Annotated in this window: 13 protein-coding genes and 3 rRNA genes; 1 reads left to right on the forward strand and 15 read right to left on the reverse strand. The window is 69.6% G+C overall.

Features of this window, described 5'->3' with window-relative positions; translation table 11 throughout:
* Window positions 1-122: 122 nt before the first annotated feature.
* From pyrG to AC3RJ9_RS06820, 15 genes are all read right to left on the reverse strand, one after another.
* Complete coding sequence (gene pyrG, locus AC3RJ9_RS06750; protein WP_078025592.1) at window positions 123-1,832, reverse strand: CTP synthase; 1,710 nt, start codon at window positions 1,830-1,832, stop codon at window positions 123-125.
* Between the two features lie 9 nt (window positions 1,833-1,841).
* The gene (gene xerD, locus AC3RJ9_RS06755; protein ID WP_036315732.1) at window positions 1,842-2,858 is read right to left on the reverse strand and encodes a site-specific tyrosine recombinase XerD; all 1,017 of its coding nucleotides are present in this window, start codon (window positions 2,856-2,858) and stop codon (window positions 1,842-1,844) included.
* The gene (locus tag AC3RJ9_RS06760) at window positions 2,855-3,562 is read right to left on the reverse strand and encodes an NUDIX domain-containing protein (protein ID WP_041102685.1); all 708 of its coding nucleotides are present in this window, start codon (window positions 3,560-3,562) and stop codon (window positions 2,855-2,857) included. Before AC3RJ9_RS06760 ends, xerD begins: the two co-directional genes overlap by 4 nt.
* A gap of 41 nt (window positions 3,563-3,603) precedes the next feature.
* Complete coding sequence (recN, locus tag AC3RJ9_RS06765) at window positions 3,604-5,346, reverse strand: DNA repair protein RecN (protein ID WP_061866978.1); 1,743 nt, start codon at window positions 5,344-5,346, stop codon at window positions 3,604-3,606.
* Window positions 5,343-6,431 (reverse strand): NAD kinase, encoded by a 1,089-nt coding sequence (locus AC3RJ9_RS06770; protein WP_065573206.1) that lies wholly within the window; start codon window positions 6,429-6,431, stop codon window positions 5,343-5,345. The genes recN and AC3RJ9_RS06770 overlap by 4 nt, the downstream gene beginning before the upstream one ends.
* A gap of 113 nt (window positions 6,432-6,544) precedes the next feature.
* Window positions 6,545-7,387: a TlyA family RNA methyltransferase gene (locus AC3RJ9_RS06775; protein WP_123244154.1), complete on the reverse strand. Its 843-nt coding sequence runs from the start codon at window positions 7,385-7,387 to the stop codon at window positions 6,545-6,547.
* Entirely contained in the window at window positions 7,380-8,210 is an 831-nt protein-coding gene (locus AC3RJ9_RS06780) for an HAD-IIA family hydrolase (protein ID WP_123244153.1), read from the reverse strand. Before AC3RJ9_RS06780 ends, AC3RJ9_RS06775 begins: the two co-directional genes overlap by 8 nt.
* Window positions 8,207-9,109 (reverse strand): hypothetical protein, encoded by a 903-nt coding sequence (locus tag AC3RJ9_RS06785; RefSeq protein WP_233569931.1) that lies wholly within the window; start codon window positions 9,107-9,109, stop codon window positions 8,207-8,209. The genes AC3RJ9_RS06780 and AC3RJ9_RS06785 overlap by 4 nt, the downstream gene beginning before the upstream one ends.
* Before the next feature lie 518 nt (window positions 9,110-9,627).
* A 5S ribosomal RNA gene (gene rrf / locus AC3RJ9_RS06790) occupies window positions 9,628-9,744 on the reverse strand.
* 192 nt (window positions 9,745-9,936) lie between these two features.
* Window positions 9,937-13,028, reverse strand: a 23S ribosomal RNA gene (locus AC3RJ9_RS06795).
* A gap of 437 nt (window positions 13,029-13,465) precedes the next feature.
* Window positions 13,466-14,988, reverse strand: a 16S ribosomal RNA gene (locus tag AC3RJ9_RS06800).
* Together the 16S, 23S and 5S rRNA genes form the textbook arrangement of a ribosomal RNA operon.
* A gap of 782 nt (window positions 14,989-15,770) precedes the next feature.
* Complete coding sequence (gene tyrS / locus AC3RJ9_RS06805; RefSeq protein ID WP_070708495.1) at window positions 15,771-17,114, reverse strand: tyrosine--tRNA ligase; 1,344 nt, start codon at window positions 17,112-17,114, stop codon at window positions 15,771-15,773.
* A gap of 69 nt (window positions 17,115-17,183) precedes the next feature.
* A complete protein-coding gene (locus tag AC3RJ9_RS06810) occupies window positions 17,184-19,472 on the reverse strand; it encodes a HelD family protein (protein ID WP_041104703.1) in 2,289 nt (762 codons plus the stop codon).
* Window positions 19,473-19,639: 167 nt separating this feature from the next.
* Window positions 19,640-21,100 carry an argininosuccinate lyase gene (gene argH, locus AC3RJ9_RS06815; RefSeq protein ID WP_123244377.1) on the reverse strand — a complete coding sequence of 487 codons (1,461 nt, stop codon included), beginning with the start codon at window positions 21,098-21,100 and terminating at the stop codon, window positions 19,640-19,642.
* An 85-nt stretch (window positions 21,101-21,185) separates the two neighbouring features.
* Window positions 21,186-22,427 (reverse strand): argininosuccinate synthase, encoded by a 1,242-nt coding sequence (locus AC3RJ9_RS06820; protein WP_060775414.1) that lies wholly within the window; start codon window positions 22,425-22,427, stop codon window positions 21,186-21,188.
* Between the two features lie 623 nt (window positions 22,428-23,050).
* On the opposite strand from AC3RJ9_RS06820, the gene rpf reads away from it, so the two are divergent.
* Complete coding sequence (gene rpf / locus AC3RJ9_RS06825) at window positions 23,051-23,989, forward strand: resuscitation-promoting factor Rpf (protein ID WP_123244378.1); 939 nt, start codon at window positions 23,051-23,053, stop codon at window positions 23,987-23,989.
* Window positions 23,990-24,089 lie beyond the last annotated feature (100 nt).

The following is a 24,089-nucleotide window of genomic DNA, read 5'->3' on the forward strand; positions in this document are numbered from 1 at the left end:
GGCGGCCCGCCGTCGTCGTGTCGTCATCGGTGCGACGCCCTCGCAGAGTGGTCACGACACGCCGCGTGCCGGGCGCGGCGACGGCGTGTCGTGACCACTGTGTCGGGCCGGTCGTCGGCCCCTCAGCGCCGGGCCGCCGCGTCGGCGCGGCGGGCCAGGCCGGCGGCGACGAGGCCGGCGAACAGCGGGTGCGGGCGGGTCGGCCGGGAGGAGAACTCCGGGTGGGCCTGCGTGGACACGTAGTACGGGTGCACGTCCCGGGGCAGCTCCACGAACTCCACGAGGGCGCCGTCCGGGGAGGTGCCGCAGATCGCGAGACCGGCCTCCTCGAGGCGGTCGCGGTAGGCGTTGTTCACCTCGTAGCGGTGGCGGTGGCGCTCGGTCACCTCGGTGGTGCCGTAGGCCTCGGCCACCACGGAGCCCGGGCGCAGGGTCGCGGGGAAGGCGCCCAGGCGCATGGTGCCGCCGAGGTCCCCCTCGCCGGCCACGATCTGCTCCTGCTCGGCCATGGTGGCGATCACGGGCGAGGCGGTCTCCGGGTCGAACTCGGTGGAGTCCGCGTCCTCCAGGCCGAGGACGTTGCGGGCGTACTCGATGACCATGGACTGCAGGCCCAGGCACAGACCCAGCGTCGGGATCCGCTGCTCGCGGGCGTGCCGCAGCGCGCCGAGCTTGCCCTCGAGCCCGCGCACGCCGAAGCCGCCGGGCACACACACGGCGTCGACGTCCGCGAGCGCCACCGCCGCGCCCTCGGGGGTGGCGCACTCGTCCGCGGCCACCCAGCGGATGCCCACCTTGGCCCGGTGGGCGAAGCCACCGGCGCGCAGCGCCTCGGTGACGGACAGGTAGGCGTCCGGCAGGTCCACGTACTTGCCCACGAGCGCCACCGTGAGCTCGTGCTCCGGGTGGTGCACGGCGTCCATGAGGGCATCCCACGCGGTCCAGTCCACGTCCTTGAACTTCAGGTCCAGGGACTGCACCACGTGGGCGTCGAGGCCCTGGTCGTGGATGACGCGGGGGATGTCGTAGATGGAGGGGGCGTCGGCGCAGTTGACGACGGCGTCCTGCGGGACGTCGCACATGCGGGCGATCTTGCCGCGGACATCGTCGGGGACGGCCCGGTCCGAGCGCAGCACGATCGCGTCCGGCTGGATGCCGATCGAGCGCAGGGCGGCCACGGAGTGCTGGGTGGGCTTGGTCTTGAGCTCCTGCGAGGGGCCGATGTACGGCACGAGGGAGACGTGCAGGAAGAAGACGTCGTCGCGGCCGACGTCCTGGCGGACCTGGCGGGCGGCCTCGAGGAAGGGCTGCGACTCGATGTCGCCGACGGTGCCGCCGATCTCCGTGATGATCACGTCCGGGGCGGGGCGGTCGCCGCGGGGCTCCGCGGGCAGGCGCATCCGGCGGCAGATCTCGTCGGTGATGTGCGGGATGACCTGGACGGTGTCCCCGAGGTACTCGCCGCGGCGCTCGCGGGCGATCACGGTGGAGTACACCTGGCCGGTGGTCACGTTGTCCAGGCCGTCGAGGTCCTCGTCGAGGAAGCGCTCGTAGTGGCCGATGTCCAGGTCCGTCTCGGCGCCGTCCTCGGTGACGAACACCTCGCCGTGCTGGAACGGGTTCATGGTGCCCGGGTCCACGTTGAGGTAGGGGTCGAGCTTCTGCATCACCACCCTGAGCCCGCGCGCCTTGAGCAGGTGGCCGAGCGAGGAGGCCGTGAGCCCCTTGCCGAGGGAGGAGGCGACACCGCCGGTCACGAACACGTGACGGGTGACGCGCGTGGACGTCTGAGTACGAGAAGTTCGTTTCACCACGGATCTTGAGCGTATCAGGTGCGGGGCTCAGCGCGCGCGCGGATGCGCGGCGGAGTAGACCTCGCGCAGGGAGTCCACGGTGACGAGGGTGTACACCTGCGTGGTGGTCACGGACGCGTGCCCGAGCAGCTCCTGGACCACGCGGACGTCCGCGCCGCCGGCCAGCAGGTGCGTGGCGAAGCAGTGGCGCAGGGTGTGGGGCGAGACGTCCGCCTCGAGGCCGGCGCGCTCGGCCGCCCGCTTCAGCACGGCCCACGCGGACTGCCGGGAGAGCCGGCCCCCGCGGGCGTTGACGAACAGGGCGGGCGTGGAGCGTGTGACTCCCGTCATGATCGTGGGCCGTCCCCGCACCAGCCATGCGTCGAGCGCGGCGGCCGCGTAGGAGCCGATCGGCACCACGCGCTCCTTGGACCCCTTGCCGAACAGGCGGACCACGGGCTGGCCGCCGTCGTCCCCGGTCTGCGCGAGCCCCACCACGTCGTCGACGTCGAGGCCGACCACCTCGGAGATGCGGGCGCCGGTGCCGTAGAGGAACTCGAGCAGCGCGCGGTCCCGCAGTCCGGCGGGGGTGTCGACGGGCACGGCCTCCAGCAGCGCCGTCACCTGCTCCACGGGGAGCGCCTTCGGCAGGCGGTCGCCCGGCTTCGGCGGGTGGACGTCGCGGGCGGGGTCGGCGGGCGTGAGTCCCTCGAGGGCCCAGAACCGGTGCAGGCCGCGCACGGCCGCGAGCACGCGGGCCGCCGAGCGGACCGCGAGGGGCCGCCCGCCGTCCTCGCCGGTGCCCAGCGCCCGCAGGAAGCCGGAGACGTGGCCGGGGTCGACGTCGGCGGGGGCGCGCACCCCGTGGGCTTCGAGCCAGCGGCGGTAGCGCTCGAGGTCGCGGCGGTAGGCGGCCAGCGTGTTCGCGGCGAGGCCCCGCTCGACGGCCAGGTGCTCCAGGTGGCGGCGGAACGGGGCCGCGAGCGCGGACTCCGCGCCCCGGCCCCCACGGCTCCCACGGGCCTCGGCCTCGCCGCTCCCCCGGGCGGCCGGGTCGGTGCTCACGCGGGCCAGTCCGCCCCGGGGCCGTGGCGGTCGGGGACGAACGGCGCGTCCACGGGACGCAGGCGTCGCCAGCCCTGGGCCCGGTGGGCGCCCAGGGCCAGCACGGCGACGACGGTGGACGGGTTGTGCACCCGGCCGTCCAGGACGGCGTCGGTCACCTCGTCGAGGCCGACCCACACGAGCGGCATGGCCGCCTCCTCGTCCTGCCGGGTGTGCCGCTCGCCGTCGGGGATCTCCTCGATCTGACGGGCCAGGAACACGCGGATCGCCTCGCTGGAGCCGCCCGGGGTCGTGTAGTAGTCGACGAGGGTGTGCCACTCGCGGGCGCGCAGGTCGGCCTCCTCGGCCAGCTCACGGACGGCGACCTGGTGGAGGTCCTCCCCGTCCACGTCCCGCAGGCCCGCCGGGATCTCCCACAGCTCCATGCCCACGGGGTGGCGGTACTGGCGGACGAGGGCCACCTGCTCGCGGGGGCCGGTGGTGGTGAGCTTGGTGCGGACCGCGAGGATCGCCACGGCGCCCGGGTGCACCATCAGCTCCCGGGTCAGCGGATCCCGGGACTTGTCCGCCGGGTCCAGGCGGAACGACTCCCGGGCGATGTCCCACACTCGGCCCTCGTAGACGGTCTTCGACTTCTTCACCGGGCGGGGGACGTGCAGGTCGCGCAGGGGCGAGCGTCCCGCGGACGCGGGGATCTCAGGCATGGGGCGATCCTTTCATGTCGGGGCGGCGTCCGCGGACCGGGTCAGCCGCGTTCGCGGGCGGAGGACTCGAGCAGCTCCCGGGCGTGCTCGCGGGCCGCCGCGGAGTCCCCGCGGCCGGCGAGCATGCGGGCGAGCTCCTCGACCCGTTCGTCGGCCGTCAGGGTCACGACGTCGGAGGTGGTCACACCCGCGGCCGGATCCGAGTTCTTCTCCACCCGCACGTGCCGGTCCGCATAGGCGGCGACCTGGGGCAGGTGCGTCACGGCGATGACCTGCACGTGGCGGGCGAGCCGGGCCAGGCGTGCCCCGATCCGCACGGCGGCCTCACCGCCCACGCCGGCGTCGACCTCGTCGAACACGAAGGTGGGCACCGGGTCCGTGGCGGCCAGGACCACCTCGAGGGCGAGCATCACGCGGGAGAGCTCGCCGCCGGAGGCGCCGCGGCCCAGGGGCCGGGGCTCGACGCCCGCGTGGGGGCGCAGGGCGAGCGTGACGTCCTCAGCGCCGTACGGGCCGAGACCGTCCCCGGCGACCGGCGTCAGCCCGACGTGGAACGAGGCGTCCGGCATGAACAGGGCGTGCAGCTCCTCGGTCACCGCGGTCTCGAGCCGCTCGGCGGCCGCGGTGCGCAGGGCGGTGAGGGTCGCGGCCCGCTCGCGCAGCGCGGCGTCCAGCCGGTCGACCTCCGCCTCGAGCTCCTCGAGGCGGCCGGAGTCGCCCTGCAGCTCGTCCAGGCGCGGACGCTGGGTCCGGGCCCAGTCGATCACGTCGGCGAGCTCCGGCCCGTAGAGCCGCTGCAGTCGTGTGAGCTCGGCCAGCCGCGACTGGGCCGCGTCGAGGTCGGAGGCCGCGTCGGCGTCCAGGTCAGCGGTGTAGCGGGCCAGGTCGCCGGCGATGTCCGTGAGCACGACGGCGGCCTCGGCCAGGCGCGCGGCCGCGGCGGCGAGCTCGGGGTCGTCGCCGGGGGCGGCGAGCACGGCCTGCCGCGCCCCCTCCACGAGGCTGACGGCGCCGGGGGTCTCGTCCATCGCGTCCACGTCGGGGCCGGCCAGTCGGGCGTGCGCCTCCCCCGAGGCGGCACGCAGCTCCTCGACGTCCTCGAGCCGGCGGATGAGAGCCCGCAGCTCCTCGTCCTCCCCCTCCTGCGGGTCGGCGAGGTCGATCTCCTCGAGCGAGCGCTGGAGCGCCTCGGCCTCGCGGGCCCGCTCCTGGCGGTGGGTGGTGAGCTCCTCGCGCTCCCGACGCGCGGCGGCCCAGGCGGCGTGGTCGGCGCGGTAGGCCCGCAGGGCCGCGGCGAGCTCGGCGCCGCCGAACGCATCGAGGGCGTGCCGCTGGGCGTCGGCGCCCTGGAGGCGGACCTGGTCGTTCTGCCCGTGCACGGCCACGAGCGTGGCCCCGATCTCGGAGAGCAGGCCCACGGGCACGGAACGGCCGCCGGCCGCGGCGCGGGAGCGTGTGCCCTCCCCCGACGCCGTGACGCTGCGGCTGAGGACCAGGTCGCGGGTGCCGTCGTCGCCCTCGTCCACGACCGCACCGGCCTCCTGAGCCAGGCGGAGCGCCGCGTGGTCCGCGGCCACGCGCACGCCGGCGTCCACGACGGCTCGGGACGAGCCCCGGCGGACCGCGCCCGCGTCGGCGCGAGCACCGAGCAGCAGGCCCAGGGCGGTGACCACCATGGTCTTGCCGGCGCCGGTCTCACCGGTGACGACGGTGAAGCCGGGGTCCAGGTCCACGGTGGCCTCGCCGATCACGCCGAGCCCCGAGATCCTCAGATGGTCGATCATGCGTCCTCCCCGGGGTGACGCGCCCCGCGGTCGCGGTGGCGCTGGATGTCCGCGGGCGAGAGCACCGACAGCGGCATGGTGGCCGGTTCGACGACGTCGGGACGCGGCCCCGCGTGCCGCGGCTCGACGGTCTCCACCGCGTGGAGCACGCCCGCCCGCTCCTGGGCGGTGACGGGGCCGCGCCAGCCGTCCGTGGGCAGCCGGAACTTGCGCACCAGCCGTTCCGCGAAGGGAGTCGGGTTGAGACGGGCCAGGCGCACCGGCTCCGCCGACCGGGACACCTCGATCCGGGCCTGCGGCGGCAGTTCGACGGTGCGCCGGCCGTCACACCACAGCACACCGGTCTCGCGGGTGCGGGTGAGCACGTCCACGCCGATCGTGGAGCGCGGACCCACCACGAGGGGGCGGGTGAACAGGGCGTGGGCGCTGATGGGCACGCACAGCAGGGCCTCCACGGAGGGCCACACCACAGGGCCCCCGCCGGAGAAGGCGTAGGCCGTGGAGCCGGTGGGGGTGGCCAGCACGACGCCGTCGCAGCCGAAGGCCGTCAGCGGCGAGTTGTCCACGGACACGACCACCTCGAGCATCCGCTCCCGGTGGGACTTCTCCACGGAGGCCTCGTTGAGGGCCCACGTGCGGGCCACCTCGCGGCCCTCCACGTGCACGACGACGTCCAGGGCCATGCGCTCGATCACCACGTAGGACTCCGAGGCGATCGCCTGGACGGTGCGGTGCAGGTCGGTGCGCTCGGACTCGGCGAGGAAGCCGACGTGGCCCAGGTTCACCGCCAGCAGCGGCACGTTGTAGCCGCGGACGAAGTCGGCCGCCCGCAGCACCGAGCCGTCGCCGCCGAGGACGAGGCCGAGGGTGATGTCCTCGAGCTCGCAGTCGACCCCGAGGGCCTCCGGCGCGAACTCCGGGGGGTCCCCCGCGGCCGCGCGGATGGCGGCCACGTCCTGTTCGAGCATGACGCTGACCAGGCCCTCCTCCGCGAACATGCGGGTGGCCTGCAGCGCCGCGCTGATGGCGTCCTCGCGGCCCGTGTGGGTCAGGACGAGGACGCGACGTCCGGGGGTGTAGGGCATGGTTCCTTCCGCGGGCCGGGGTGCCGGGCACTGCGCTCCAGGATAGCCACGAGACCGGACGCGCGAACCGGTGGCCCCGCGCCCGTGGACGGGCGGTGTCCCCCGGTCGGGGGTCAGGACCAGTCGATGTGCGCGCCCCGGACCCACCCGGCGGCGCTCTCGCCGGCGGGCGTGGCCGGGCCCGTCCCGCCAGCCGGGTCGTCGGCCGCGGTGGCGTCGGGACGGCGGAGTCGCAGGAAGAACTCGGCGTTCCCGTCCTGGCCGGCCAGGCCGGATCGGGCAAGGCCGCGCGGTGCGAGGCCGGCGCCCAGCGCGGCCGCGGCCACCCCCGCGACGGCGTCGCGGCGGGCGTCGGGATCGGTCACGACGCCCGTCCGCGGCAGAGCGCGCCGCCCGACCTCGAACTGGGGCTTGACCATGAGCAGCAGCTCGGCGCCGGGTCGGCACACGCCCGCGAGCGGGGCGAGGACGAGACGCAGCGAGATGAAGGACAGGTCGGAGACCACCAGGTCCACCGGACCGTCGATGTCCTCGGCCGTGAGGTCGCGGACGTTGAGCCCCTCGCGCACGAGGACGCGAGGGTCGGCCCGGACGGGCGGGGCCAGCTGGTCGTGGCCCACGTCGACGGCGGCCACCCGTTCAGCGCCCCGCTCGAGGAGGACCTGGGTGAAGCCGCCGGTGGAGGCCCCGGCGTCGAGCGCCCGGCGGCCGGCCACGCCCACGTCCGGGAACGCCTCGAGTGCGCTGACCAGCTTGTGGGCCGCACGGGAGACGTACCGCGGGCCCGGGTCGCGCAGGCGCAGGGTGGCGTCGGCGGCCACGCGGTCGGCGGGCCGGCGCACCGGGCGGCCGTCGAGGAGCACCTGTCCCGCGCGGATGAGCGCCGCGCCCTCCGTGCGGGAGCGTGCCAGGCCCCGAGCGGCCAGGGCGACGTCGGCGCGTGCGGTCTCAGCCACGCCGTGGGTCCGCGGAGGCCTCGGCCCCGCCGGCGAGCAGAGCGGGCAGGTGAGCACGGACCCACGTCGGCCGGTCTGGCCCGGGGGCGGCGCCCGCGGTCTCGCGCGTGTCGATGCCGGTCAGGACGAGCACCGTGTCGAACCCCGCCGCGTTGCCGCCGCGGATGTCCGTGTCCAGGCGGTCGCCGACCACGAGGGGACGGGCCAGGCCGAGGGCGTCGGCCGCCGTCCGGAACAGTCGTGGCTCGGGCTTGCCCGCCGCGACGGGCGCGGTGCCGGTGGCCCGGCCCACCGCCTCGACGAGGGCCCCGTTGCCGGGGGCGATCCCCTCCGCGCGCGGAATCGAGGTGTCCAGGTTGGTGGCGACCCAGGTGGCCCCGGCGCGCACGGCGTACGCCGCCTCCGCCAGATCGGCCCAGCCGAGACCGGGGTCGAAGCCCTGGATCACCGCGTCGGGACGCTGCGCCGCGGACGCGACCACCTCGTAGCCCCGCTCCTCGACCACGGCGCGCAGGTACGCCGAGCCGACCACGAGCACCCGACCGGTGCGGCGGCCCAGCGTCTCCTCGAGCAGGTCGACGCCCGCCGGTGCGGAGCCGAAGACCTGCCCCGCCTGCGCGGGCACCCCGAGCGTGCGGAGATGCTCGGCCACGGACTCCGGCGCGCGGGAGGCGTTGTTCGTCACGAACCCGACCGGCACGCCCCGTTCCTGCAGCGTCGACAGCGTCTCGACCGCCCCGGCGATCGCGCCGCCTCCGGCGTAGACGACGCCGTCCAGGTCGCACAGCAGCCCGTCGTGACCGTCGAAGAACGTGGCGCTCACCGACCGTCCGCCTCCGGGGCCTCGAGGGCGTCGAACAGCGACAGCTGGTTCGGGTCGACCTCGTCCGGCGCGTCGACGGCGGCCGGCGGCTCCGTGGCGGCCTCCGGCCGGGGCGCCTCGGTCGGCTCCGTGGCGGCCTCCGGCTCCTCGGCCGGGGATCCGTCCGCCGTCGGCTCCGCACCGGCCTCGGCCGCAGACCGCTCGTGGCGCCGTTCGCGGGGGGACGGGCGGCGGTCCCGGGGGTCCTCGACCGGCTCGGTGTCCACGTCGATGATCTCCGGGTCCGCGAACCCGCCCACGCCGAGGGCCTTCTCCGCGACGCGCACGGCGCGCGCCCAGAGCCGAGCCTCGTCGCGGCGCCCCAGGGCGAGCAGCACGTCGGCCTGACGCTGGAACAGCCGGGGAGAGAAGGGGTAGCCGCGCCGCCGGTCCAGTTCCGGGATCTGCAGGGCCTCATGGGCGCCCTGGAGGTCGCCGGCGTCCTCGCGGATGCCGGAGACGACCATGGCCAGCTCGGCCCGCGCCGCCCGGTCCAGACGCGAGGCATCCACCTCGGCGGCCAGCTGCAGGGCCTTCTCCGTGCGGCCGAGGGCACGCTCGCTATCCACCTGCGCGGCGATGTGGGTGTCATCGCCCGTCATACGCCGGTAGGTGCGGAACTCGCGCAGCGCGTCGGCGTACTCCCCCGCCGCGTAGGCGGTGAGCGCGACTGCCTCGCGCACGCGTGAGAGGCGGCCGCCCTTGCGGGACGCGGCGAGGGCGTGCTGGAACGCCAGCGCCGGGTCGACGTCCAGGTAGCGGCCGGCCATCACGAGATGCTTGGCGACCCAGCTGGCAGGACGCTCGTCAAGGCCGTTGATCTCCTTGAGCGTGCCGCGGTCGAGCTCCTGGCCCGTCACGTCCGGGTCGATGTCCGGAGAGCGCTCCTGGTCCGCACGATTCGCCGCTCGGAGGTCACCGGGATTGTGCGCGGGTCGTTCGGCGCGGTCCTCGCGACGAGGGCCCGTCGGCGCACCGCGGCGCTCGGGGCGTCCGCCCCCCTGGCCCGGGCCGCGCCGCCGGTCCTCGTGAGGCCCGCCGGAGCGGCGCCGGTCACCGGCACCGCTGCGAGGACGTCCGTCGCGGTCTCCACCACGACGCCGGCCATCACCGCCACCACGGGGCCCGCGGCCCTCGGATCCGCGGTCCTCGCGGCGCTCTCGGGGGGTGTCCTCAGCCATGGTGTCCTTCCTGGGCGTCACGCCGCGACGGTCCGCGGGAACGCGGTCTCTGTTCCTCATGTGCCGGCCTCGCGGCCGGGTCCTCAGGGGACCAGGCTAGTGCCCGGAGCCTGTGGCAGACCGTCCTTGCGGGGAAAACAGTCCAGAAATGCGGGAAGGGCCTCGCACCAACAGTGCGAGGCCCTCCCTCAAAGAATGTCCGGCGGCGACCTACTCTCCCACAACCTCCCGGCTGCAGTACCATCGGCGCTGTGGGCCTTAGCTTCCGGGTTCGGAATGGAACCGGGCGTTTCCCCCACGCTATGACCGCCGTAACCCTAACCCCACACCACCACCCTCAACACGGGCAACAGCAGGGAAACCTACGGGTCACACAACAGTGACACTATTCAACTCAAAACACCTCAACCACCCACCAACAAGCAGACAGCCGGTTGCAATCAGACAACCGCACAGTGGACGCGAACACCCACCCATCACCTTGAAGCAAGCAATGGGATAAGAGTGTGTGTAAGTCATCGGCCTATTAGTACTGGTCAGCTTCACGAGTCTTCAGTCCTCGCTTCCACATCCAGCCTATCAACCCAGTGTTCTAGCTGGGGGCCTCACACCCTCAAAGGGGCAAGGAAATCTCATCTCGAAGCCGGCTTCCCGCTTAGATGCTTTCAGCGGTTATCCATCCCGAACGTAGCTAATCAGCCATGCACCTGGCGGTACAACTGACATACCAGAGGTTCGTCCGTCCCGGTCCTCTCGTACTAAGGACAGACCTTCTCAAATTTCCAACGCGCGCAGAGGATAGGGACCGAACTGTCTCACGACGTTCTGAACCCAGCTCGCGTACCGCTTTAATGGGCGAACAGCCCAACCCTTGGGACCTACTCCAGCCCCAGGATGCGACGAGCCGACATCGAGGTGCCAAACCATGCCGTCGATATGGACTCTTGGGCAAGATCAGCCTGTTATCCCCGAGGTACCTTTTATCCGTTGAGCGACGGCCGTTCCACAACGAGCCGCCGGATCACTAGTCCCGACTTTCGTCCCTGCTCGAGCTGCCACTCTCACAGTCAAGCTCCCTTGTGCACTTGCACTCGACACCTGATTGCCAACCAGGCTGAGGGAACCTTTGGGCGCCTCCGTTACATTTTAGGAGGCAACCGCCCCAGTTAAACTACCCATCAGGCACTGTCCCTGACCCGGATCACGGGCCGAAGTTAGATATCCAGAGTGACCAGAGTGGTATTTCAACGGCGACTCCACGAACACTGGCGTGCCCGCTTCACAGTCTCCCACCTATCCTACACAAGTCACACCGAATACCAATACCAAACTATAGTAAAGGTCACGGGGTCTTTCCGTCCTTCTGCGCGTAACGAGCATCTTTACTCGTAATGCAATTTCGCCGAGTTCATAGTTGAGACAGCGGGGAAGTCGTTACTCCATTCGTGCAGGTCGGAACTTACCCGACAAGGAATTTCGCTACCTTAGGATGGTTATAGTTACCACCGCCGTTTACTGGGGCTTAAGTTCTCCGCTTCGCCGAAGCTAACAGGTCCCCTTAACCTTCCAGCACCGGGCAGGAGTCAGTCCATATACATCGTCTTACGACTTCGCATGGACCTGTGTTTTTGATAAACAGTCGCTTCCCCCTGGTCTCTGCGGCCCCGATCCCCTCACACCAGCACGTGGTGCTCAAGGTTGGGGCCCCCCTTCTCCCGAAGTTACGGGGGCATTTTGCCGAGTTCCTTAACCATGATTCTCTCGATCGCCTTAGTATTCTCTACCTGACCACCTGTGTCGGTTTAGGGTACGGGCAGTTTGAACCTCACGCCGATGCTTTTCTAGGCAGCATAGGATCACCGGATCACCCACCAAGTGGGCGCCCATCAGGTCTCAGGCATACAGCCGGCGGATTTACCTACCGGCAGCCCTACACCCTTAGACCAGGTCATTTCCATTGCCCGGCCCGGCTACCTTCCTGCGTCACACCTGTTAATGCGCTTGCCTCCCCGGTTCAGGTCCCGCGCTCCCCACCACCGACCCCGTCAAAGACGGGGTTCGGGATGGTTCGGGCGGTTAGTATCACCGGCTCAGCATGGGCGGTTCTTCACTGGTACGGGAATATCAACCCGTTGTCCATCGACTACGCCTGTCGGCCTCGCCTTAGGTCCCGACTTACCCAGGGCAGATTAGCTTGACCCTGGAACCCTTAGTCATCCGGCGGACGGGTTTCTCACCCGTCTTTCGCTACTCATGCCTGCATTCTCACTCGTCCACAATCCACCAGAAGTTACCCGCTGGCTTCACCTCGTGAACGACGCTCCCCTACCCATCCAGCAAAACTGAATGCCACGGTTTCGGCGGTGTACTTGAGCCCCGCTACATTGTCGGCGCGGAATCACTTGACCAGTGAGCTATTACGCACTCTTTCAAGGGTGGCTGCTTCTAAGCCAACCTCCTGGTTGTCTCAGCAACTCCACATCCTTTCCCACTTAGCAAACGCTTAGGGGCCTTAACCGGTGGTCTGGGCTGTTTCCCTCTCGACTATGAAGCTTATCCCCCACAGTCTCACTGCCACGCTCTCACTTCCCGGCATTCGGAGTTTGGCTGAAGTCAGTAACCTTGTAGGGCCCATCGTCCATCCAGTAGCTCTACCTCCGGGAAGAAACACGTGACGCTGCACCTAAATGCATTTCGGGGAGAACCAGCTATCACGGAGTTTGATTGGCCTTTCACCCCTACCCACAGCTCATCCCCTCCATTTTCAACTGAAGTGGGTTCGGTCCTCCACGCGCTCTTACACGCGCTTCAACCTGGCCATGGGTAGATCACTCCGCTTCGGGTCTAGGACACGCGACTCAATCGCCCTATTCAGACTCGCTTTCGCTACGGCTTCCCCACACGGGTTAACCTCGCCACGTATCACTAACTCGCAGGCTCATTCTTCAAAAGGCACGCTGTCACCCCACAAGGAGGCTCCAACGGTTTGTAGGCACATGGTTTCAGGTACTATTTCACTCCCCTCCCGGGGTACTTTTCACCATTCCCTCACGGTACTGATCCGCTATCGGTCAACAGGTAGTATTCAGGCTTACCAGGTGGTCCTGGCAGATTCACACGGGATTCCTCGGGCCCCGTGCTACTCGGGCAACCCTCCAACAGCGGCGGAACACATTTCGACTACGGGACTCTCACCCTCTACGGTCCAGCATCCACACTGGTTCGTCTATATGCCCGCACCTCACTGCGCCATGCCGGCAGACATGACAAGGAGGGGCCCACAACACCGCACATGCAACCCCTGCCGGGTATCACACACATACGGTTTAGCCCCATCCGCGTTCGCTCGCCACTACTAACGGAATCACTTTTGTTTTCTCTTCCTGTGGGTACTGAGATGTTTCACTTCCCCACGTTCCCTCCACCCGGTCTATGTGTTCAACCGGGGGTCACACGACACGTCGTGCGGGGTTTCCCCATTCGGAAATCCTGGTCTCAACGTCCGGTTATCGACTCCACCAGGCTTATCGCAGATTCCCACGTCCTTCTTCGGCTCCTGTTGCCAAGGCATCCACCATGCGCCCTTGGAAACTTTCACACACAATGAAAGTCCTCAAATGAGCAATATCTAACTAAGATGTCATTCTCGGCATCACCACACCTCACACACCACCCCAGGGGGAACAGTGCGATCAACGATGCAGCAACAAAAAATAAGATGCTCGCGTCCACTATGCAGTTCTCAAACAACAACCCACACCCCATCCACCAACCCTCAAGGCCAGCTTCACAAGATACGGACACCAGAAACAACAACCCCAACCCTCACAGGTCAGGGCACCTGCTGTTCCAGGACCCAACAGTGTGCCAACACCAGCCCGCAGCCACCAACACCACCCATTCCAACCACACCCTCACAGGCATGACGTACTCGAGCACTGCCGGCACCACCACTGGCACCATTCGTTGATGTTCCACCCATGAGCAACCCGCCATCACACACGCGGTGATGCAACGGGCACTGATGCTCCTTAGAAAGGAGGTGATCCAGCCGCACCTTCCGGTACGGCTACCTTGTTACGACTTAGTCCCAATCGCTGGTCCCACCTTCGACGGCTCCCCCCACAAGGGTTAGGCCACCGGCTTCGGGTGTTACCAACTTTCGTGACTTGACGGGCGGTGTGTACAAGGCCCGGGAACGTATTCACCGCAGCGTTGCTGATCTGCGATTACTAGCGACTCCGACTTCATGGGGTCGAGTTGCAGACCCCAATCCGAACTGAGACCGGCTTTTTGGGATTAGCTCCACCTCACAGTATCGCAACCCATTGTACCGGCCATTGTAGCATGCGTGAAGCCCAAGACATAAGGGGCATGATGATTTGACGTCGTCCTCACCTTCCTCCGAGTTGACCCCGGCAGTCTCCCATGAGTCCCCACCACGACGTGCTGGCAACATGGAACGAGGGTTGCGCTCGTTGCGGGACTTAACCCAACATCTCACGACACGAGCTGACGACAACCATGCACCACCTGTGAACCCGCCCCAAAGGGGAAACCGTATCTCTACGGCGATCGAGAACATGTCAAGCCTTGGTAAGGTTCTTCGCGTTGCATCGAATTAATCCGCATGCTCCGCCGCTTGTGCGGGCCCCCGTCAATTCCTTTGAGTTTTAGCCTTGCGGCCGTACTCCCCAGGCGGGGCACTTAATGCGTTAGCTGCGGCGCGGAAACCGTGGAATGGTCCCCACACCTAGTGCCCAACGTTTACGGCATGGACTACCAGGGTATCTAATCCTGTTCGCTCCCCATGCTTTCGCTCCTCAGCGTCAGTTACAGCCCAGAGACCTGCCTTCGCCATCGGTGTTCCTCCTGATATCTGCGCATTCCACCGCTACACCAGGAATTCCAGTCTCCCCTACTGCACTCTAGTCTGCCCGTACCCACCGCAGATCCGGGGTTAAGCCCCGGACTTTCACGACAGACGCGACAAACCGCCTACGAGCTCTTTACGCCCAATAATTCCGGATAACGCTCGCACCCTACGTATTACCGCGGCTGCTGGCACGTAGTTAGCCGGTGCTTCTTCTGCAGGTACCGTCACTTTCGCTTCTTCCCTACTGAAAGAGGTTTACAACCCGAAGGCCGTCATCCCTCACGCGGCGTCGCTGCATCAGGCTTGCGCCCATTGTGCAATATTCCCCACTGCTGCCTCCCGTAGGAGTCTGGGCCGTGTCTCAGTCCCAGTGTGGCCGGTCACCCTCTCAGGCCGGCTACCCGTCGTCGCCTTGGTGAGCCATTACCTCACCAACAAGCTGATAGGCCGCGAGTCCATCCAAAACCGATAAATCTTTCCAACACCCACCATGCGGTGGACGCTCCTATCCGGTATTAGACCCAGTTTCCCAGGCTTATCCCAGAGTTAAGGGCAGGTTACTCACGTGTTACTCACCCGTTCGCCACTAATCCACCCAGCAAGCTGGGCTTCATCGTTCGACTTGCATGTGTTAAGCACGCCGCCAGCGTTCATCCTGAGCCAGGATCAAACTCTCCGTAAAAAAATTACAGAACAACACCGTGGCAGCCGGAAATAACCACCACGACATCCATTCAATACCTAGCAAACCATCACCACACCACGGGGGTGGCAGGCGATGATCAACCAATATGTGTTAAAACAATTGGCATCAACAAACTTGGCACACTATTGAGTTCTCAAACAACAGGCGCTTCCAGCTTCAGCGACCCGCTCCGCGGGCCGTTTCGCTCTGGAGCAACTTCTCCATCCTAGACCATCCGTTTCGACCGTGTCAACTCCGTGTCCGAAGCATTCACCGTCCGTTCACATGGCCGGGCTAGAAAACCTTACCACGTGATCCGACCATGTCAACTCCGCTCAACGCGGTGTCAGACACTCACCGGACCATCCACGTGGAAGGCCTTGAAAAGCTTACCACATGATTCCCGGCTGTCAAACCAGATCATCTTCTTCAGGAATCCCGACCCGCATCACTGCCGGCCGCGCACCCGGTGAGCACCACCCGCCCTGGACCTGCCATTCTCGGCATGAATCCGCGGATTCTGTGTTCTTCACCCCGCCTCCCGGTCACCCGGTCGGCGTCTTGAGCACGAGATGGAACTCTACACACGAATCCCACCGAACACAAAATCAGGGGTGACACCCGGCGTCCGGGCACGAGGGAGGGCCCCGTTCTCCGCAGAATCCTGCGGAGAACGGGGCCCTGTGCTCCTCCCGTGGGCGGTTCCTCCGCCGTCGCCGCCCGTCGTGTCCTCGGTCACTTCTGGCGACCCGGTGGACACCGGTGGTCTGCGGCCGTGGTCAGGCCTCCCCCAGGTCCGCACCCGCCATGTTCTTCTTGCCCCGGCGCACCAGCAGGTGCCGGCCGGCGAAGGCGTCGTCTCGGGTGAACACCTGGTCGGCATCCGTCACCCGCACGTTGTTCACCGAGGCGCCGCCGTCGCGCACCGTCCGACGCGCCTCGGAGCGCGAGGCGACCAGCCCGGTGGAGACCAGCAGCTCGACCGCGGTCACGGTGCCCGGCTCCCCCTCCCACTGGGTCCGGTCGGCCTGCGGCAGCTCGGCCAGCACGGCGGTCAGCGTGTCCGGGTCCACCGTGGTGAGGTCGCCGCCTCCGAACACCGCCTGGGAGGCCTCGATGACCTTCGTCGTCGTCTCCTCTCCGTGGGCCAGCGCCGTGACCTCCCACGCCAGGCGCCTCTGGGCTTCCCGGCGGAACGGCTCGTCGGCCACCTTCTGCGCGTACTCCTCGATCTCCGCGCGGGTCAGGAACGTGAAGACCTTGAGTCGGTCGACGACGTCCGCGTCCGCCGTGTTGAGCCAGAACTGGTAGAAGGCGTACGGGGAGCACATCTCCGCGTCGAGCCAGACGGCGTTGCCCTCGGACTTGCCGAACTTGGTGCCGTCCGCGTTCGTGATCAGCGGCGTGCCCAGCGCATGGGCGTGGGTCCCCTCCACCTTGCGGATCAGCTCGGTGCCGGCGGTGAGGTTGCCCCACTGGTCGGAGCCGCCGGTCTGGAGGGTCACGCCGTGCCGGCGGTGCAGCTCGAGGAAGTCGTTGCCCTGCAGCACCTGGTAGGAGAACTCCGTGTAGGAGATGCCCTCATCAGAGTTCAGGCGCTTGGCCACGATCTCCTTCTTCACCATCGTGCCGACGCGGAAGTTCTTGCCGACGTCCCGCAGGAAGTCCAGCGCGCTCATGCCCGCGGTCCAGTCCAGGTTGTTGACCATGGTCGCCGCGTTCTCCCCCTCGAAGGAGAGGTACGGCTCGATCTGCGCGCGCAGCGACTCCACCCACGCCGCCACGGTCTCCTGCGAGTTCAGGACGCGCTCCGAGGTCTGCCGCGGGTCGCCGATGAGGCCGGTGGCGCCGCCCACGAGGGCATACGGGCGGTGGCCGGCGAGCTGCAGGCGGCGCAGGGTGAGCAGCTGGACCAGGTGTCCCAGGTGGAGAGACGGAGCGGTCGGGTCGAAGCCGCAGTAATACGAGACGGGCTCCCCGGCCAGCGCCTGTTCCAGCGCGGCCTCGTCCGTCGAGACGTGCACGAGCCCGCGCCAGCGCAGCTCCTGCCAGACGTTCTCGAAGCTCGGGTCGTTCGCCTGTGCGCGCAGTCGGGCCGCGCGCTCCTCGTTCTGGGGTGCCATAGCCCCCAGCCTAGCGACGCGCCCGCGCGCCTCCGCGACGCCGCGCACGTGCGACGTCGCCCGCGGGGCTCACTCCGGGACGTCCGCCAGCCCGGCCGGCAGCGCGGCCGCGTCCGTCCCGGCGACGACGGACAACGACTGGGTGGCGCGGGTCATCGCCACGTACAGATCGCCCACCACGCCGCGCGCGTCGGCCACGATCCGCTCGGGCGAGACGAGGACGACGGTGTCGAACTCCAGTCCCTTGGTCTCCCACGGGGTGGCGACGACGATCTCGACGCCGGGCAGCGGCGCGGTGTCCACGGCCGCCTCCCCCCACCGCTCCCGGAGGACCGTGAGCAGCTCCCCCGTCCGCCCGGCGGGGGCGATCACGGCGGTCAGGGCCTCGGGCACGCGGTCCCGCTCGACCTCGACCGCGTCGAGGGCCAGGGCCGCGACGTCCCCGCCCGGCTCCGTCACCAGGCGCGGGCGGTGGTCGCCCTCGCGCACGGCGCGCGGATGGGAGACCTCGAGCCCGGCCGCCCGTGCGACCTGCGCGGCCCAGCGCATCACGCGCGCGGGCGAGCGGTAGTTCACGGTCAGCTCTTCCAGGCGCCAGCGGTCCCCGAACTCCGGGGCGAGGACGGACGCCCACGAGCCGGCCGCGTCACGACGGGAGGACTGCGCGATGTCCCCCACGATGGTGAACGACTTCATCGGGCAGCGGCGCGCCAGCAGGCGCCACTGCATCGGAGAGAGCTCCTGAGCCTCGTCCACCACCACGTGCCCGTACGTCCAGGTGCGGTCGTGGGCCGCGGTCTCAGCGGTGGTCCGTCGCACCCCGCGTGCCTCATTGGCCGCGGCCAGCTGCTCGGCGTCCACGACGCCGTCGACGCCCAGGTCCGCGAGCGTCTGGTGCATGTTCTCCAGGGACGCCCTGGCGTTCTCGAGGTTGCGCTCGTGCTGGGCCGCGAACTCACCGCCCCGGCCCGGGGTCTCGAGGCGTCCGAGCAGCTCGGCCGCCTCGTCCAGCAGGGGCACGTCGGCCTCGGTCCAGGGGGCGTCGGCCGGCCGCAGGAGCGTGCCGACCTCGGCGTCGGAGAGCCACGGGGCGGCCGCCCGGAGCAGGTCCTCCCGGGTGAGGAGGTCGCCGATCAGCTTCTCCGGCGTCAGCGGCATCCAGCAGAGGTTGAGCGCGATGCGCACGTCGCGCGAGGTGCGCACGTCCTCCAGCAGGAGGTCACGCTGCACCGGGGTGCCCGAGGACTTCTCCAGCTTCTTGCGCAGCTTCTCCGCGAGCTCGCGGACGAGGATCTTCACGAACGTCACCCGGGCCTCGTTGTGGGGCTTGCGGGTGGCCCGCGCCTTGTCCCGGGCGCGCCGGACCATGGCCGGCTTGAGCTTGACGGCCGTGCCGTCGATCATCAGGCGCCGCGGCTCGACGAGCAGGCGCTGGCGCTGCGCGACCGCGTGGGCGACGGCGTCCACCATGTCCAGCCGGCCCTTCACCGCCGCCGCGTCGAGGTCCCGCTCCGGGACGGCCCGCACACCCGGCATCAGCGTCCCCAGCGAGGACATCACGACACCGGTCTCGCCCAGCGAGGGCAGCACCCGCTCGATGTACCGCATGAACGCGGTCGACGGGCCGACGATCAGCACGCCCGAGCGCGCGAGGCGCTCCCGGTGGGTGTACAGCAGGTAGGCGGCGCGGTGCAGGGCGACGGCGGTCTTCCCCGTGCCGGGCCCGCCCTGCACCACGACCGCCCCGGGCAGGGGCGCGCGGATCACCTCGTCCTGCTCCGCCTGGATCGTGGCGACGATGTCCCCCATCCGTCCCGTGCGTCGGGCGGTGACGGCGGCCAGCAGCGCACCCTGGGCATCGGCGCGCACGCCGTCCTCGCCCAGCAGCGTCGGGTCCAGGATGTCGTCCTCGAGGTCGCGCACCTCGCGCCCCCGCAGCATCAGGTGACGACGACGGCGCACGCGGCCCCGGTGGGCCGCCGTCGCCTGGTAGAAGGCGCCGGCCTCGGCCGCGCGCCAGTCGACGAGGAGGCGCTCGTGGTCCTCGGTGGTGAGGCCGATGCGCCCGATGTACCGCTGCTCGTCGGCCCCACCCTCCCGCTCGGCGTCGAGGTCGAGCCGGCCGAAGACGAGGCGGTCGTCCACGGCGTAGAGCTGGGCGAGTCGGTCCTCGTAGAGGCTGGCGAAGGCGTCGCGCTCGGAGTGGTTCTGCAGCGACCCCTGCGGGCCGGTCCGGCGCACGGCCGCGAGCTGGCGCTCCTTCTCCTCACGCAGGGCGTCGAGGCGGGCGTACCGCTCGGCGACCCGACCCCGCTCGAGGTCGAGCTCGGACTGGCGGACGGACACGGTATCGGTCATCGGGGGCCCTCGCGGTGCGGTGAGGGGCGGACCACGCTGCGGCCCGCCCGGCGGAAAAGTGACCACCCATGCTACGCCGACCGCGGTGAACGGCGGGTGACGCGGCGGTGCCCTGGGGGCGCCGCCGCGTCCGGCCCGGTCGGCGCCGCCTCGGCCGGGCGACCGCGTCAGCGGGCGTCGACGACGGAGCCCGGCGTGTCGGCCCAGCGGCGCAGCGGCGCCAGGGCGTCCTCGAGCGCCCCGATCTGCGCCGCGACGGCCGTCGGCGCGGTCCCGCCCTGGGCGTCGCGAGAGGCGAGCGAGCCCTCCGTGCTGAGCACCTCGCGGACCTGCGGGGTCAGCGCCGGCGAGATGGCGGCGTACTCCTCGTCCGTGAGGTCCCACAGCTCCACGCCCCGGGCCTCGGCCGCCTTCACGGCCTCGCCGGACAGCTCGTGGGCCTCGCGGAACGGGACCCCCTGGCGGACGAGCCACTCGGCGACGTCGGTGGCCAGCGCGAAGCCCTGCGGGGCCAGCTCCGCCATGCGCTCCGTCTGGAACTCGAGGGTGGCGATCATCCCGGAGACGGCGGGCAGCAGCAGCTCGAGGGTGTCCGCGGCGTCGAAGACGGGCTCCTTGTCCTCCTGCAGGTCGCGGTTGTAGGCCAGCGGCATGCCCTTGAGCGTGGCCAGCAGCCCCGTGAGGTCGCCGATGAGGCGGCCGGACTTGCCGCGGGCCAGCTCGGCGACGTCCGGGTTCTTCTTCTGCGGCATGATCGAGGACCCTGTGGAGTACGCGTCGTGCAGCGTCACGAAGCCCGCCTCCTTGGTGGCCCAGAAGATGACCTCCTCCGAGATGCGGGACAGGTCGACGCCGACCATCGCGGCGACCCACGCGAACTCCGCGTACACGTCGCGGGCGGCGGTGCCGTCGATCGAGTTCCACACGGCCGACTCGAAGCCGAGCTCGGTGGCCACGGCGTTCGGGTCCAGACCCAGGGAGGAGCCTGCCAGGGCCCCGGAGCCGTACGGCGAGACGGCCGCGCGCGCGTCCCAGTCCACGAGCCGCTGCAGGTCCCGCGCGAACGCCCAGGCGTGCGCGAGCAGGTGGTGCGAGAGCAGGACGGGCTGCGCGTGCTGCAGGTGGGTGCGGCCCGGCATCGGCGCGTGCGGGTGCGCCCGCGCCTGATCGAGCAGCGCGTCCACCGTGGCGATCACGCCCCGCGCGATGATGCGGGCGTGGTCGCGCAGGAACATCCGGCCGAGGGTGGCGACCTGGTCGTTGCGGGATCGGCCGGCCCGCAGGCGGCCGCCGAGCTCGGGACCGGCCCGCTCGATGAGGCCGCGCTCGAGCGAGCCGTGCACGTCCTCATCGGACGCCGCCGGGGTGTAGGCACCGGAACGCACGTCCGCCTCGAGACGGTCGAGGGCCGCGATCATCCCGTCCAGGTCGTCCGCACTGAGCAGACCGGCGGTGTGCAGCACCCGGGCGTGGGCACGGGAACCCGCGATGTCATAGGGCGCCAGGCGCCAGTCGAAGTGCGTGGACTTGCTGAGCGCGGCGAGCGCCTCGGAAGGGCCGCCGGCGAAGCGGCCGCCCCACAGGGCGCCCTCGTTGGTCCCGTGGCGGGCATCGGTGTTCTCGGTCATCGAAGGTCTCCTCGAGGTCGGTGACAGGCCGACGGCGGCCGGCCCGGTCGCGGGCGGGCCGCCGTCGTGCACGGGGCGTGCGGGGTCAGTCGTTGGACAGGCGGGCGACGTCCTGGAGGTCGTCGCTGCCGCGCAGGCGCTGCTCGCGCTCGGAGGCCGTCTTCGCGGACAGGCCGAAGATGTCGATGAACCCGCGGGCCGAGGACTGGTCGAACGAGTCGCCCTCGTCGTATGTGGCGAGGTTGAAGTCGTACAGGCCGGTCTCGGACCGGCGACCCTGCACCGTGGCGCGGCCACCGTGGAGCTCCAGGCGGATCTCACCGTTGACGTGCTCCTGGGTCGCGTCGATGAACGTGTCCAGGTTCCGCTTCAGCGGGGAGTACCACTGGCCGTCGTAGACCAGCTCGGTCCACCGCTGGTCCACATGCTTCTTGAAGCGCGCCTGTTCACGCTCCAGGGTGACGTTCTCGAGCTCACGGTGGGCCGCGATCAGCGCCATGGCCCCCGGTGCCTCGTAGATCTCGCGGGACTTGATGCCCACGAGGCGGTCCTCGACGATGTCGATCCGGCCCACGCCCTGGGCACCGGCCCGGCGGTTGAGCTCCTCGATGATCTCCAGCGGGCTCAGCGCGCGGCCGTCGAGGGCCGTGGGGACGCCGCGCTCGAAGGCGATCGTGACCACGTCCGGCGCCGGCGGGAAGGCGGGGTCGTCCGTGTAGTCGTAGACGTCCTTCGTGGGGCCGTTCCAGATGTCCTCGAGGAAGCCGGTCTCGACGGCGCGGCCCCACACGTTCTGGTCGATCGAGAACGGGTTCTTCTTGGTGGTGACGATCGGCAGGTCGTTGCGCTCGGCGTACTCGATGGCCTTCTCACGGGTCAGGGCGAGGTCGCGCACCGGGGCGATGCACTTCAGGTCGGGCCCGAGGGTCTGAATGGAGACCTCGAAGCGGACCTGGTCGTTGCCCTTGCCGGTGCAGCCGTGCGCCACCGTCGAGGCGCCGAACTGGCGGGCCGCCGCGACCAGGTGGCGGGAGATCACCGGGCGCGAGATCGCGGAGACCAGCGGGTAGGCGTCCATGTAGAGGGCGTTGGCCTTGAGCGTGGGCATGCAGTACTGCTCGGCGAACTCGTCACGCGCGTCGGCGACGTAGGCCTCGACGGCGCCGCAGTCCAGGGCGCGCTGGCGGATCGTCTCGAGGGACTCGCCCCCCTGGCCCACGTCGACCGCGACGGCGACGACCTCGGCGCCCGTGGCCTCGGCGATCCAGCCGATGGCCACCGAGGTGTCCAGGCCGCCCGAGTAGGCAAGGATGATGCGTTCCTTCACGTTTTCTCCTCTTTATATAGGGGGGGTCTCCCAGCGCGGCACGTGGCCGTCGGAGGCGTGCTCGGTGGCGATCCTACCCGGATCTTGAATAAATATGCAACTGACGGAATATCAGCTCCCGATGGCCCCTGTGCAGCCCCTCTGCGCCGACAGCGACGGCCACGGGCGACCATCGCTCCGCCCTCGAATCCCGGGTCGAACGCGACTCAGGTCACGGCCTCGGCCGTCGATCGTGACCTTCGCCCATGCCCCTGTGACGGAGGTTGTCCACACCGGCGGATCAGACACCATGACAGCAAATCCGACCAGTAGCGTGCATTTCATCCACGCGCCCACGACTCTAAGGATCGATTCGTCACCCGTTCTCAAATTTCAGACAGACGGGCAAGAATCCGTCGACCCATGATTTGACGCGAGGGGGGCTCCCGTCGTTGACTCTTCCGTAGCCGATTCGTGATCGAACCGTGATCTGACCGAGAGGTCGGGGACGGGGAGGCCACGACATCGAACCCCCTCCGACGGTCGCCCGCTGCTGGGTCGTCTCGAACCGACGGAGGGCATGACCCGACCAAGGAGAAGGACGACCCCGGTGCGCCTCGGCCGCCGATCAGCGAGGACTCGCCATGGACACCATGACTCTCTTCACCACTTCCGCCACCCGCTCCCGCCGTGCCACCGCCTCGATCGTCGCGGGCATGACCCTCGCCGGCGCCGCCGCCGTGGGCTTCTCCGCCCCGGCCCAGGCCGCCACCGTGGACACCTGGGACCGCCTCGCCGAGTGCGAGTCCAGCGGCACCTGGGACATCAACACCGGCAACGGCTTCTACGGCGGCGTGCAGTTCACCCTGTCCTCCTGGCAGGCCGTCGGCGGCGAGGGCTACCCGCATCAGGCCTCGAAGGCCGAGCAGATCAAGCGCGCCGAGATCCTCCAGGACCTGCAGGGCTGGGGCGCCTGGCCGCTGTGCTCGCAGAAGCTGGGCCTGACCCAGGCTGACGCGGACGCCGGCGACGTGGACGCCGCCCCGGTCGCCGTGGAGCGCACCGCCACCGTGCAGCGCCAGTCCGCCGCGGACGAGACTGCTGCCGACCAGGCTGCGGCTGAGCAGGCTGCTGCCGACCAGGCCGCGGCTGAGCAGGCTGCTGCCGACCAGGCCGCCGCCGAGCGCTGGGCCGCCAAGCAGGCTGCTGCCGAGCAGGCCGCCGCCGAGCGCTGGGCCGCCAAGCAGGCTGCTGCCGACCAGGCCGCCGCCGAGCGCTGGGCCGCCAAGCAGGCTGCTGCCGAGCAGGCCGCCGCCGACAAGGCTGCCGCCCAGCGTGCCGCCGCCGCGGAGAAGGCCGCCGCTCAGAAGGCTGCCGCCGCTGAGAAGGCCGCTGCCGCGGAGCAGGCCGTCGTCGCCGAGGCCGAGACCATCGTCGTCAAGTCCGGTGACTCCCTCTGGAAGCTCGCCAACGAGTACGAGGTGGAGGGTGGCTGGACCGCCCTCTACGAGGCCAACAAGGGCGCCGTCTCCGACGCCGCCGTGATCTACGTCGGCCAGGAGCTCGTCCTGCCGCAGGCCTGAGACGCCTGACCGGTCCCCCGGACCGGTGCCACACGAGGAAGGCCCCCGCCATCGGCGGGGGCCTTCCTCGTGCCTGGTGCCCGTCACCCGCGCGGGCGGG

The organism is Micrococcus sp. 63XJN7_6_ISO-PGPR-S23-444 (assembly GCF_058072765.1).